This is a genomic window from Pseudonocardia sp. TMWB2A (genome assembly GCF_017312135.1).
Map to the genome: position 1 here is coordinate 136,505 of NZ_QKQY01000001.1, position 12,795 is coordinate 149,299.

Consider the following 12,795-nt stretch of genomic DNA (forward strand, 5'->3'; position numbering starts at 1 on the left):
TTAATATAATCAATATTATACATTCTATACCATCAATGAAATGGACATATTAAGATAAAATTTTATATTATCGAGGCGAAATTTCCGAAAATTCGTTATATTCTATACATTTCAATATGGTCTAATATATTATGAGGACATAATATATTATAGGACTGCAGGGCGGGGCATACGGGCAGGCGAGAGAGCGGTGCGGCTGCCAAGAAATCCTGTGGGATCCCCCAAGCAGGCCTTGCTTGTCGCCCCGCTCAGGGTTGGTTACAGAAGCAACTTATGACCAAGGCTTCCTCCCCATCCTTTTCGTCCGTGTCCGTTCCTTCCGCAGTTCCCGACAGTCTCGCGCTGATTGGCAATACGCCGCTCGTGCGCCTTGCCGGACCCAGTGCCGCGACCGGTTGCGATATTTACGCCAAGTGCGAATTTGCCAATCCCGGCGCGTCGATTAAGGACCGCGCGGCGCTCTATATTGTCGAGGATGCCGAAGCGCGTGGGCAAATCCGTCCCGGCGGCACGATTGTCGAAGGGACGGCGGGCAATACCGGCATCGGTCTTGCGCTCGTTGCTAATGCCAAAGGCTATAAGACGATCATCGTCATGCCCGAAACGCAAAGCCAGGAAAAGAAAGACACGCTGGTCGCTCTGGGTGCGGAACTCGTGCTGGTGCCTGCCGCGCCTTATGCCAATCCGGGGCATTTCGTGCATACCTCGCGGCGCATTGCCGAAGAAACCGAAAATGCCATCTGGGCAAACCAGTTTGACAATATCGCCAACCGCAAGGCGCATATCCACGGCACAGCCGAAGAAATCTGGGCGCAGATGGACGGGCGGATAGACGGCTTCACTTGCGCAGCAGGCACCGGCGGCACGATTGCGGGCGTCGCGCTTGGTCTTAAAGCCAAGGATGAAAATATCACCATTGCGCTCACTGACCCGCATGGCGCGGCGCTTTATAATTATTATGCGTGCGGTGAATTGCGCGCCGAAGGTTCGAGCGTTGCCGAAGGCATCGGCCAGGGGCGCATCACCGGCAATCTGGAAGGCGCGCCGATTGATACGCAATTCCGCATCTCCGACGCCGAAGGATTGGCGCAGGTCGAAGCCTTGCTCAATCAGGAAGGCCTGTGCGTCGGTCTGTCGTCGGGCATCAATGTTGCGGGCGCGATGGCGCTCGCGCGCGAGCTTGGGCCGGGCAAGCGGATTGTGACCATCCTTGCCGATACGGGGTTCCGCTATCTGTCTACCCTGTTCAATCCCGAATGGCGCGCCGCCAAGGGCTTGCCGACCGGCTAAAGGGATTGGCAAGCCGCTCCGCTTCGGGCAAAAGAGCGCGATGTTTCGTTCGGTTGACCATTATCGCCGCCTCCAGATTGGCGGTATCGGCCTCGCTGCGGTGATCCTTCTGGTAGGGCTCGCCGGTATATTGGCGGATCAGAAGGAAGGCAGCGCCTTTTCTTTTGACAGAGATGTGAGCGATGTTGTGCGCAAGGATAAAGCGCCGACTGAATCCTTGTCGGAACTGGGCGTGCAGCCCGCGCCGCCTTCGGAAACGCCGGTGCCGCATATGCGCCCGACCTTGCCGCGCGGGACGAATGGCAATAGCAATGTGAACGGCAGCTCTGCTACCAATCCCAATCCCAATGCCAATGGCAGCGCCAACGCGCTCCCGCCACCGGTGCGCCCCGGCGAACGGGTGCAGGACTTGCCGCCCAGCAATAACCAGCCGCGCGACCAGTAAGTCCGCGTGATGGACGGGGGAGCCTTGGCCGGAAGCGGTGCCTTATGACACGCCTTGATCGCCGGATAATATGGGCGCTGCTCGCCTTTTTTGCGGCGGACCTTTTATTGACCCCCTTCTGGTCGGGCTGGGTGGTTGAAGCGCGCCTCGACCCGCTGCTCGCCGTGCCGCCGCGCTTTGTCACCTTGTTGGTGCCGGTATTGCTGCTCGCCCCCTTTGAGCGCAAGGCGCGCGCGACCGGTTTGGCGCTCGCGCTGATTGTGGTGAGCGTGGCGCATCTCCTGATGACCGCGACCATGGCGGTACGCACCGGATGGCAACAGCATAGTGCGCTCTTCATCATCAGCGTCTTATGGTGTGCGCTGGCCGACGGCGTGGTGCAGCATTGGCGCGCGCGCGGGAAAGGCTGGGCCGGAGCAGGGATTATCATCGCAGCGGCGCTGTTGCTGTCGCTGGTTGCGGGCTTTGCCATCCGCAAAGCCTATATGCCGCCTCCCCGCCAAGCGCCGCTCACCCTTCTTACAAGCCTGCCCTTGCTGTGGGGGGAGGCTGAAAATGCCGATATTGCCGCCGCGCTCCAAGGCGATGCCGCGGCCCCGGCGCCAGCCTATCGGCTGCTCCAGCAACGCTTTGCGGTCACGCCGATTGACGCGGTGACACGCGAGAGCCTGCCCAAACAGGGCGTATTGCTCGTCGCCCATCCACGCGCGCTCGCGCCTGCCGAACTGGTGGCGCTTGACGCTTGGGTGCGCGGGGGCGGCAAGGCGCTGATCCTCGCCGATGCTTTCCTTGCTTGGGAGCCGCCTTATCCGTTGGGCGACAAGCGCAACCCGCCGGTGACAAGCCTGCTCACCCCGTTGCTCGACCATTGGGGGTTGGACTTGATCCTTCCCGCAAATGGTCCGGAGCGGCCCGACTTGCGGATTAATGACGGCCCGCACCGCCTTGCGCTCGCCGCGCCCGGTATTTTCGCACTCAAAGGCCAAGCCAAGGGCGTTGCCTGCACGATCCGCCTTGGCGGTGCGCTTGCGGATTGCACGGTGGGCAAAGGGCGCGCGCTGTTATTGGGCGACGCTGATTTGCTCGACGCGCAGCATTGGCTGGCCCCTGCTTTCTTGGGCAGCGGGGACGAGGATTTGTCGCCAGCCTTATGGCGCGCGGACAATATGGCGTGGCTGAGCGAGCGGCTTGATGATCTGGCCGACCCTTCGGCAGACCAGCCCGCCAGCCAGCCGCGCGCGCAACCGGTCCGCCTCAAACTCTGACATTAACTGAACGGCCACCGCCCCTTTCGTATGCGCGGAAGGGGATGGAAGGTTGCGCGTCCATCGCCCGTCCCCCGCACTGGTGGGGGATAGGCAAGCCGCGTCCTAGAATCGCTTGTCGCAAAGCATCTTTGCCGTCGCGCTAACTGTCTGAAAACGAACATGATGGGAACAAGCTGTAACGACGATGCGCGTTGGGCATCGGCCTGTCGCATTTTGCGCGCCCCATCCCCAAAGAATCCGCGATTTTTCCCGTTTTTCCCCAACTATCCCCAATTTTCCCCTTTTCACCCCGATGAACCCTTGTTATGCATAGTCTTCGAGAGGGGCTCTCTCCTTGCGCGACTGATCGAGTCGAACGGCAGCCGGACCGTTAACGCCGGTGTGCTTTTCGCTGCGTGGAAGATTGTGCCCGCTCTCAAGTCGATGGCCCTCGGGCTGAGTGGGATGTTTTTTTGAGGGGTTATAGTGGCGCTTGCGGGTATCTATTCCGGGCCTGCCCTATCTGCGATAGACGATAAAGGTCGTCTTGCTATCCCCGCGACTCTGCGCAATTCGATCCCCAAATCCGACGGCATTACGCTGTGCGTCACCAAACATGAAAAATCCGACTGTCTGATCGCGTTTGGCCCCGAACGCCTTCAAAAGATGCTGGATGACATCAGCCGCGAAGAGCAGAATGCGATTGCGCGCGGCCTTGATTATGACCGCGATGCCGCCAACCGCCGCAAGTTCGGCCTGACCGAACAAGTCTCGCTCGACGGGTCGGGTCGCTTCATCCTGCCGCCGGTGCTGAAAATGCTCGGCAAGCTCGACAAGGCGGTGTTCCTCCACGGCGCAGGCGAATATTTTGAAATCTGGGATCCCCAGACATTGATGGCCGCTGACGACAGCTATGCCCCTCTGAAGGTGGCGGCCCAATATCTGATGGACAATGGAGGCAAGCGCAAATGAGCGGATTGCCTGCCTTCCACGATGATCCGCGCCACGCGCCCGTGATGCGCGACGAGGTGGTTGCCGCCCTTGCCATTGTCGAGGGCGATACGGTGGTCGACGGCACTTTTGGAGCCGGTGGCTATAGCCGTGCGATCATGGCGGCGGGTGCCAATGTCATCGCGATTGACCGCGACCCCGACGCGATTGCCAAGGGACAAGAGCTGGTCGCGGCGAGCGACGGCAAGCTCAAGCTGCTCGCGGGCCGCTTTTCCGATATGGAGGCGCTGGTCGAAGGGACGGGCGCGGCCGAGGTCGATGGCGTCACGCTCGACATTGGCGTGTCCTCGATGCAGCTTGATGAAGCGCATCGCGGCTTTTCTTTTCAAGGCGACGGTCCGCTCGATATGCGGATGGAGCAAGCGGGCATGAGCGCCGCCGACTGGCTTAACAGCGCGCCCGAAGCCGATATTGCCGATGTCATCTATCAATATGGCGAAGAGCATCGCTCGCGCCGCATCGCCCGCGCGATTGTCGCGGCGCGGCCCTTGTCGCGCACCGGCGAACTGGCCACGATTGTGCGTAAGGCGGTCGGCCATAAGCCGCACGACAAGAAGGATCCGGCGACCCGCACTTTCCAGGCGATCCGCATCCATCTCAACCGCGAACTGGACGAGTTGAACGACGGGTTGCGCGCGGCCGAAGCGGTGTTGAAACCCGGCGGTCGGCTGGCGATTGTGACATTCCACAGCCTTGAAGACCGCATCGTCAAACAATTTTTGAAACGCCGGAGCGGGGCGCAAGGGGCCGGCTCGCGACATTTGCCGCCAACGGCAGAGCGCGGGCCGGACCCGACTTTTACCACTGTGACCAAGGCGGTTCGTCCGAGTGAGGCAGAACTGGCGCGCAATCCGCGTGCCCGTTCGGCGACCTTGCGCGCGGCGATCCGGACCGGGGCACCATCCTGGGCAGAGGAGGTTTCCTGATGTTAATGGCAGCACGTAAATTGCAAGGTATCGGATTGGTATTAATCGTCCTGTTCCTCGCCATGACCTTGTATCCGGTATCGCTTCGGGTCGCATCGAAGCGCAGCGAGTTGGCGCGTGTCGAACGCGACATCCGCTCTACCCGCGACAATATCCGCTATCTGGAAACCGAACTGGGCGCGCGCGCCAGCCTACGCCAGTTGGAGCGGTGGAATGCGGAAAGCTTTGCTTATTCCGCCCCGACCGCCGCGCAATATCTGGAAGGCGAGCGCCAGCTTGCCAATCTCGGATCCTTTGCGGGCGTCGAGGGTGAACGGCTTGCTGTGGTCGCGCCGGTGCAGGCGGCGACCGCGATGGTGGTGAGCGTCGACGGCAATCCGGTCGCGAGCGATTCTGAAACCGCTGCCAGCGCAATCCTTGCAAGCCAGATCAAGGCGGCTGCGGCAACGGTCGATGTGCAATCCGCCGCCAAGCCGCAAACCCGCGTCGTGGTTGCGGCCAAGCCGACCGCGCGCGACCGCTACGCCGAACGCGCGCGGATGATCGACACGCTGCTCGAAAAAGAATCGCCGGTGAGCAAGACCGCCGCAGCGGTGACCAAGCGCGCCGAAGCACCGGTCGCTAAAAAGCCTGCTTCGGCCCCGAAAAAGGCGGTGCCCGCGACCCGTCCCGCGGCACAGCTTGCAAGCGCGGTCGCCGCGGTTCCGGCGGGTAAAAAGCCTGCGACCCAAGCGGCTCCGGCCAAGGCAACACCTGCGCGCACCGCACCCGCCCGCACTGCTCAGGCAAAAAAGCCCGACGCCAAAAAGGCCGAACCTAAACGCGCCGAAGCTAAAAAGGCAGAGCCTAAGAAAACGGCAGTCGCCGCGCGCTCGCCTGCACCCAAAGCCGAGGCCAAAAAGGCCGCGCCGCGCCGCGTCGCTTCGGCGGATCGTCCGAAGGGTGCCAAACAGCCATGACCACTTTGGTTGCCCGGCCAGAGCGGGTACGACTTGCAGGACAAAAACAGGCGGCGATGGCGACCGCCCAACAGCGTTTGATGATTATCATGCTGCTGTTCATGGCGATTATCTCGCTCATCATCAGCCGCATCCTGTTCTTCGCTCTGTTTGAAACGGTCGAGGATCGCAATGCCAATGCGGCGCTTTATGTGCCTGCGCGCGGCGACATTGTCGATCGCAACGGCGTGCCGCTGGCGCGCACTATTGATGCCTGGGCGGTGCGCGTGACGCCGGAAAAGATCATGGGCGACAAGCGGATTATCGCGGATAATCTTTCGGCCATTTTCCCCGATGTCAGCGCCGACAGCTTCTATGACAAGCTGACCTCCAGCCGCCCGTCCTATATCCGCCGCCGCGCGTTGCCGGAACAGGTGGCAGCGGTTAACGCGCTGGGCGAAATCGCGTTTGATTTCCCGCGCGAAAAAGAACGGCTTTACCCGCAACAGACTTTGGCCGCGCACGTCCTTGGCTTTACCAACATGGACGGGCATGGGGTGATCGGCATGGAAGCTGCGCTCGACACGCAATTGCTCGACCCCAAATTGCGCGCCAAGCCCGAAATGCTGTCGATTGACAGCCGCGTGCAGGCCGCTTTGGAAAGCGAACTTTATACCGCGATGCAAGGGTTGGAAGCGCAAGGCGCGGCGGGCATCATCATGGATGTACGCACCTCCGAAGTGCTGGCCATGTCCTCGCTTCCGGTGTTCAATCCCAATAATATCCAGACCGCGCCCGAACAGGCGCGCAAAAATGCGGTGAGCTATAATCTTTATGAATTAGGCTCGACCTTCAAGCCGTTGTCGGTGGCCGCTGCCATTGATGCAGGCTCCATCAAGAGCATGGCGACCCGCTATGATGCGTCGCGTCCGCTTCCCATCGCTGGCTTTCAAATTCGCGATTCCCACTCGATGGGACGGTCGATCAATGTTCCCGAAGTGTTGATCCACAGCTCGAACATCGGCACGGCGTATATCGCCGACGATCTCGGCAAGGAAAAGATGGAAGCCTATATGCGTGCGCTTGGCTTCCATGAACGGCCCAAGACCGAGCTTAAGGAACGCGCTTATCCGCTATGGCCCAAAGATTGGGGCCGTGTCACCAATATGACGGTCGCATATGGTCACGGTATCGCGGTCACGCCGCTCCACCTCGCCAATGCTTATGCGGCCTTGCTCAATGGAGGCGTTTATCGCCCCGCAACCTTGCTCAAGATTGAAGATGGCAAAATCCCGCAAGGCCGCCGCGTATTCAAGGAATCGACCAGCGCGCGGATGCGCCAACTGCTCCGCCTGATTGTCACCAACGGCACAGGCCGGACGGCGGATGCGCCCGGCTATCGCGTCGGTGGCAAGACCGGTTCAGCGGAAAAGCCGAGCGCGGGCGGCTATGCGCGCCATTCGGTGGTCGCAACCTTTGCCGCCGGTTTCCCGATGGACAATCCGCGCTATGTCATCCTCATCATGGTCGATGAGCCTAAGGGCAACGCCTATAGCCGCGGCCAACGCACGGCGGCCTATACCGCTGCGCCTGTGGTCAAAAATGTCGTGTCGCGCATCGGGCCGATGCTGGGCGTCATTCCGGACGATAGCCGCGATGTCGACCTTTCCGAACTGAAGCCGCTGGTGGGCGATACGAAGGGGAGCGATTGATGCGCCTTTCTGTCCTCGCGCCCGATGTCACGCCGCTTTATGCCGATGCCAATGTGACCGGCTTTGCGATTGACCATCGCAAGGTAGCGCCGGGGACAATATTCGGCGCGTTCAAGGGCGCGCGGGTGAACGGCGAGGATTTTATCGCCGATGCGGTGCGGGCAGGGGCGGTGGCTGTGGTCGCCAGCCCCGACGTAAGGGTCGAAGGTGCAGCGCATATTGCCGACCCGGAGCCGCGTCGCCGCTTTGCCGCCTTGGCCGCGCGCTTCTTTGCGCCTTTTCCTGCTACAGTGGTCGCCGTCACCGGCACCAACGGCAAGACCTCCAATGTCGAACTGACGCGGCAACTATGGAATCTGGCGGGGCATAATGCGGCCTCCATCGGGACGCTGGGTGTGACCACCAATGTCGATCAGGTGACGACCGGCCTTACCACGCCCGACATTGTGACCTTCCTGTCCAACGCATCGGGGCTGGCCACAATGGGCGTGACCCATCTGGCGTTTGAAGCCTCCAGCCACGGCCTTGCACAATATCGCACCGAAGGCTTGCTGGTCCAGTGCGCGGCCTTCACCAATCTGAGCCGCGACCATCTTGATTATCATGGCGATATGGACAGCTATTTCGATGCCAAGATGCGCTTGTTCGACGAAGTCGTCGCGCCCGATGGCACGGCGGTTGTATGGGCCGATGATGCTTGGTCGGACAAGGTTATCAAGCGCGTCCACCGGCGCGGCCTCAAGCTCATGACTGTGGGCGAAAAGGGTGACACTATCCGCTTGCTGTCGCGCAGCCTCAGCCCGCTCGGCCAGACCTTGCTGGTCGAAGCGCAGGGCGAGGAATATACGATCAAACTGCCGCTCATCGGCGCTTATCAGGCGGCCAATGCGCTGACGTCTGCGGCGATAGTGATCGCGACCGGCGGGACGGCGAAACAGACTTTCGATCATCTGGCACGGGTGCAAACCGTGCGCGGGCGGCTGGAACGGGCCGCTATCACCAAGGCGGGGGTGCCGATCTATGTCGATTACGCCCATACGCCGGACGGGCTTGACGCTGCTATTGCAGCATTAAAACCGCACACAAGCGGGCGATTGATCGTCCTCTTTGGTGCGGGCGGCGACCGCGACGTCGGTAAGCGACCAGAAATGGGAGCAATCGCGACCAGCAAGGCGGATATGGTGATTGTCACCGACGATAATCCGCGCTCCGAAGACCCTTCGGCCATCCGCGCAGCCATATTGGCGGCGGCGCCCGGCGCTATCGAAATTGGCGACCGGCGGGCAGCGATTGCAGCGGCGGTCGCTGACGCGCGGGCGGGCGACATCATCTGTATCGCGGGCAAGGGGCATGAACAGGGGCAAATCGTGGGCGACATGGTGTTGCCCTTTGACGACGTCACAGTGGCGCGGGAGTGTGCGGCATGACAGCCTCGAAACAGCCACTTTGGATTTCGGATGCGATTGCCAAAGCGGTCGATGGCGTGGCCAACAGTAATTTTGCGGTGATGGGCGTCGCGTTTGACAGCCGCGAAGTCGGCTCCGGCGACCTCTTCATCGCGATGAAGGGTGAAAGCAGTGACGGCCATCTGTTCCTCGACAAAGCCTTTGCCAATGGCGCGGCGGGGGCGATTAGCGAACAGGTCATTGATAGTCCGCATATCCTGGTCGAAGACAGCGCGGTGGCGCTCAACCGTTTGGGCGAAGCGGCGCGCGCGCGCACCGATGCCCAAATTATCGGCGTGACCGGCTCTGCGGGTAAGACCGGCACCAAGGAAGCCTTGTTCGAATGTCTCGCGCGCATCGCCCCCGACAAAGCGCATCGTTCTGTCAAAAGCTATAACAACCATGTCGGCGTGCCGTTGAGCCTCGCGCGGATGCCGGGCGACAGCCGCTATGGCATTTTTGAAATGGGCATGAACCATGCGGGCGAATTGGCCGATCTTACCAAGATTGTCCGGCCCCATGTCGCGATAGTCACGACGGTTGCGCCTGCGCATGTGGGCCATTTCCCGTCGCTCGAAGCGATTGCCGATGCCAAGGGCGAAATTTTCTCCGGTCTTGAACCCGGCGGCACCGCGATCATCCCCTATGACAGCCCCTATCGCGATCGCCTGATTGAAGCGGCCTCACCCTATGCTGCAAAAATCGTGACGTTTGGTCTTGGTGAAGGCGCGGATGTGCGCGCGCTGGATTGGGTGCCGGCGGGCAATGGCGGCACGCTCATCACCGCGCGTCTTCCGGGGCAAACCAGCCTATGCTTCACATTGTCCGCCCCCGGTGAACATTGGGTCGCCAATGCGATGGCGATTTTGGCGGCGGTGCAGGCGGTAGGCGGCGATCTGGCCGCGGCAGGCCTCGCGCTCGCCGAACTGCCGGGCCTCCCCGGACGCGGCGCGCGTCATCATATCGAAATGGGCGAGGGCACGGCGCTGCTCATAGACGAAAGCTATAACGCAAACCCTGCCTCGATGGCCGCAACCATCGGCCAATTGGGCCGCGAACCGGCGGAGCGGCGCATCGCGGTGCTGGGTGCGATGCGCGAGCTAGGCGATGATAGCGATCATTACCACGCCGCGCTTGCCGACCATCTCGCCGAAGCGAACGTAAATTACGCTCTGTTGATCGGCGAGGAGATGAAAATATTGGCGTCGGCCCTTGAGGGACGCGTCGAATTCGCGCATGGGCCTGACGCGGCTTGGGCGCTTCAACAGTTGCGCGCAACGATGCGCCAGGGCGACGCGGTTTTAATCAAAGGATCAAACGCTGTCGGGCTTGGAAAAATCGTTTCCGCGCTAACGGGCGGGGAAACGTAAATGCTGTATCTGCTCGCTGAATATCTAGGCTATCCGGGGGTTTTCAACCTGTTCCGTTACCTGACGTTCCGGTCGGGTGCGGCTGTATTTACAGCATTGATGATCGGCCTGTTCATCGGCCCTGCCTTCATCAATATGCTGCGCGTCAAGCAAGGCAAGGGCCAGCCGATCCGCGACGATGGTCCCAAAACCCACCTTGCCAAAGTCGGAACGCCGACTATGGGCGGGCTGATGATCCTGTTTTCGGTGTGTATTTCCATGCTGTTATGGATGGATTTGCGCTCGACCTATGTATGGGCGGCATTGGGCGTGATGATCGGCTTCGGGCTTGTCGGTTTTCTTGACGATTATGACAAGGTGACCAAGCGCAGCACCAAAGGCGTTTCGGGCAAAGTGCGGCTTTTGCTCGAATTTCTGATTGCTGGCATCGCGGTCTATCTTATCACCCGCACCGCAGGCACCGATCTCCATATCCCGTTCGTCAATGAACCCATTGCCGAATTGGGCTGGCTTTATATCGCTTTTGCAAGCTTTGTGATTGTCGCGTTCGGTAATGCGGTCAATCTCACCGACGGGCTGGACGGGCTGGCGACCATGCCGGTGGTGATTGCGAACCTTGCTTTCCTCGTCATCATCTATCTCGCCGGTAACGCCAAATTTGCCGCTTATCTGGGTATCCCGCATGTTCCGGGCGCAGGCGAGCTTGCGATTTTATGTGCGGCGGTGATGGGCGCGTGCCTTGCTTTCCTGTGGTTCAATGCGCCACCCGCCGCCGTATTCATGGGCGATACGGGCAGCCTTGCGCTCGGCGGGACGCTCGGTGTTGTCGCGGTGACCGCGCACCATGAATTTGCGCTGGTCGTCGTCGGCGGTCTGTTCGTGGTGGAAGCCTTGTCGGTCATCCTTCAGGTTTTCTGGTATAAGCGCACGGGCAAGCGCATCTTCCGCATGGCGCCGATCCACCACCATTTCGAACAATTAGGCTGGGCCGAACCGACCGTTGTTATCCGCTTCTGGATTATTTCCTTCGTGTTGGCGCTCGCAGGTCTTGCGACGTTGAAGCTGCGGTGATTACCAGCCCGCTCTTTTCCGGCCGCAACTATGCGGTTCTGGGCTTGGCAAGGACGGGACAGGCGTGCGTTGCGGCTTTGGCCGCCAGCGGCGCATCCGTGACGGCTTGGGACAGCAGCCCCGAAGCGCGCGATACTGTGGCACAGCTTGCGACCATTGCCGACCCGATGGACATAGACCTGTCGGACTTTGACGGGCTGGTCGTGTCGCCGGGCGTTCCGCTGAACCGCCATCCGGTGGTCGACCGCGCGCGGGCGGCGGGATGTCCGATTATCGGAGATATAGAATTATTCGCGCTCGCCCGCGAAACCTTGCCGCCGCACCGCGTGGTCGGCATTACCGGCACCAATGGCAAATCGACCACGACCGCGCTCATCCACCATATCATCCGCAATGCCGGATTGCCGACACGGATGGGCGGTAATATCGGCTTGCCGATTTTGGGGCAGGAGCCGCTTGCGCCGGGAGGCATTTATGTCCTCGAGCTGTCAAGCTACCAGATTGACCTTACCCATAATCTCGATTGCGATGTGGCGGTGTTGCTCAATGTGACGCCCGACCATCTCGACCGTTATGAAGGATTTGAAGCCTATGCCGCGTCGAAAGCGCGGCTCTTTACGATGCAGTCAGGCGACCATATCGCGGTGATTGCCACCGAAGACCCGCAAACCCGTGCGATTGCCGACCTTGTGAACAGCAAGCTTATCACGGTTCAGGCGGACAATATCGACCCTGACGATCAAGCCAATTGGCCTGCGCTCCAAGGGCCGCATAATGCACAAAATACGGCCGTCGCGATTGCGGTCGCACGCGCGCTTGGGCTTCAGGATAAGGCCATCGGCCATGCGCTCGAAAGCTTTGGCGGCCTTGCGCACCGTATGGAGCGCGTCACCGAACGTGACGGCGTTCTATATGTGAATGACAGCAAGGCGACCAATCCCGCATCGACGGCCCCCGCGCTTGCGGCCTATCCGCCCGCGCCCGGCCCCGTTGCTATCCCGCGTATCCACTGGATTGTCGGCGGCTTACCCAAAAGCGATAATCTGGACGAGTGCGCGCCTTGGTTCGGCCATGTTGCCCAGGCCTATACAATTGGCGAGGCTGGACCGATGTTCACCGATCTGTTGAAAGACAAAATGCCGGTCGAGCATTGCGAGTTGATGGTCACCGCAGTGGAGCGCGCGGCAGCGGCGGCAAAGCCCGGCGATGTGGTGCTGCTTTCGCCCGCCTGCGCCTCGTTCGACCAGTTCAAGGATTTTGAAGCGCGCGGCGATGCCTTCAAGGCGGCGGTCGGCGCCCTCGCGTGACAGATAATATGCGCATCGGATGCCGGAAAAGGG

General features: G+C 60.8%; 11 protein-coding genes. All 11 read left to right on the top strand.

Features of this window, described 5'->3' with window-relative positions; translation table 11 throughout:
* The first annotated feature begins 273 nt into the window (after positions 1–273).
* A complete protein-coding gene (locus DMP17_RS00670) occupies positions 274–1,290 on the top strand; it encodes a cysteine synthase A (RefSeq protein WP_337827158.1) in 1,017 nt (338 codons plus the stop codon).
* 40 nt (positions 1,291–1,330) lie between these two features.
* Positions 1,331–1,735, top strand: coding sequence for a hypothetical protein (locus DMP17_RS00675; protein ID WP_337827159.1), 405 nt, complete (start codon positions 1,331–1,333; stop codon positions 1,733–1,735).
* A 107-nt stretch (positions 1,736–1,842) separates the two neighbouring features.
* A complete protein-coding gene (locus DMP17_RS00680; RefSeq protein WP_337827160.1) occupies positions 1,843–3,000 on the top strand; it encodes a Gldg family protein in 1,158 nt (385 codons plus the stop codon).
* 468 nt (positions 3,001–3,468) lie between these two features.
* A complete protein-coding gene (locus DMP17_RS00685; RefSeq protein WP_337827161.1) occupies positions 3,469–3,954 on the top strand; it encodes a division/cell wall cluster transcriptional repressor MraZ in 486 nt (161 codons plus the stop codon).
* Entirely contained in the window at positions 3,951–4,919 is a 969-nt protein-coding gene (rsmH, locus tag DMP17_RS00690) for a 16S rRNA (cytosine(1402)-N(4))-methyltransferase RsmH (RefSeq protein WP_337827162.1), read from the top strand. The genes DMP17_RS00685 and rsmH overlap by 4 nt, the downstream gene beginning before the upstream one ends.
* Complete coding sequence (locus tag DMP17_RS00695; RefSeq protein ID WP_337827163.1) at positions 4,919–5,878, top strand: hypothetical protein; 960 nt, start codon at positions 4,919–4,921, stop codon at positions 5,876–5,878. The genes rsmH and DMP17_RS00695 overlap by 1 nt, the downstream gene beginning before the upstream one ends.
* The gene (locus DMP17_RS00700) at positions 5,875–7,569 is read left to right on the top strand and encodes a peptidoglycan D,D-transpeptidase FtsI family protein (protein WP_337827164.1); all 1,695 of its coding nucleotides are present in this window, start codon (positions 5,875–5,877) and stop codon (positions 7,567–7,569) included. The genes DMP17_RS00695 and DMP17_RS00700 overlap by 4 nt, the downstream gene beginning before the upstream one ends.
* Positions 7,569–8,996 (top strand): UDP-N-acetylmuramoyl-L-alanyl-D-glutamate--2,6-diaminopimelate ligase, encoded by a 1,428-nt coding sequence (locus DMP17_RS00705; protein ID WP_337829745.1) that lies wholly within the window; start codon positions 7,569–7,571, stop codon positions 8,994–8,996. Before DMP17_RS00700 ends, DMP17_RS00705 begins: the two co-directional genes overlap by 1 nt.
* Positions 8,993–10,384 carry a UDP-N-acetylmuramoyl-tripeptide--D-alanyl-D-alanine ligase gene (locus tag DMP17_RS00710; RefSeq protein WP_337827165.1) on the top strand — a complete coding sequence of 464 codons (1,392 nt, stop codon included), beginning with the start codon at positions 8,993–8,995 and terminating at the stop codon, positions 10,382–10,384. The genes DMP17_RS00705 and DMP17_RS00710 overlap by 4 nt, the downstream gene beginning before the upstream one ends.
* Positions 10,385–11,455, top strand: a complete 1,071-nt coding sequence (gene mraY / locus DMP17_RS00715) for a phospho-N-acetylmuramoyl-pentapeptide-transferase (protein WP_337827166.1) — start codon at positions 10,385–10,387, stop codon at positions 11,453–11,455.
* Positions 11,452–12,762, top strand: a complete 1,311-nt coding sequence (gene murD, locus DMP17_RS00720) for a UDP-N-acetylmuramoyl-L-alanine--D-glutamate ligase (RefSeq protein WP_337827167.1) — start codon at positions 11,452–11,454, stop codon at positions 12,760–12,762. The genes mraY and murD overlap by 4 nt, the downstream gene beginning before the upstream one ends.
* Positions 12,763–12,795 lie beyond the last annotated feature (33 nt).

Coding starts and splice junctions, on each gene's coding strand:
- DMP17_RS00670 (WP_337827158.1), top strand. CDS start 274: ATGACCAAGGCTTCCTCCCCATCCTTTTCGTCCGTGTCCGTTCCTTCC.
- DMP17_RS00700 (WP_337827164.1), top strand. CDS start 5,875: ATGACCACTTTGGTTGCCCGGCCAGAGCGGGTACGACTTGCAGGACAA.
- rsmH (WP_337827162.1), top strand. CDS start 3,951: ATGAGCGGATTGCCTGCCTTCCACGATGATCCGCGCCACGCGCCCGTG.
- DMP17_RS00675 (WP_337827159.1), top strand. CDS start 1,331: ATGTTTCGTTCGGTTGACCATTATCGCCGCCTCCAGATTGGCGGTATC.
- mraY (WP_337827166.1), top strand. CDS start 10,385: ATGCTGTATCTGCTCGCTGAATATCTAGGCTATCCGGGGGTTTTCAAC.
- DMP17_RS00710 (WP_337827165.1), top strand. CDS start 8,993: ATGACAGCCTCGAAACAGCCACTTTGGATTTCGGATGCGATTGCCAAA.
- DMP17_RS00705 (WP_337829745.1), top strand. CDS start 7,569: ATGCGCCTTTCTGTCCTCGCGCCCGATGTCACGCCGCTTTATGCCGAT.
- DMP17_RS00695 (WP_337827163.1), top strand. CDS start 4,919: ATGTTAATGGCAGCACGTAAATTGCAAGGTATCGGATTGGTATTAATC.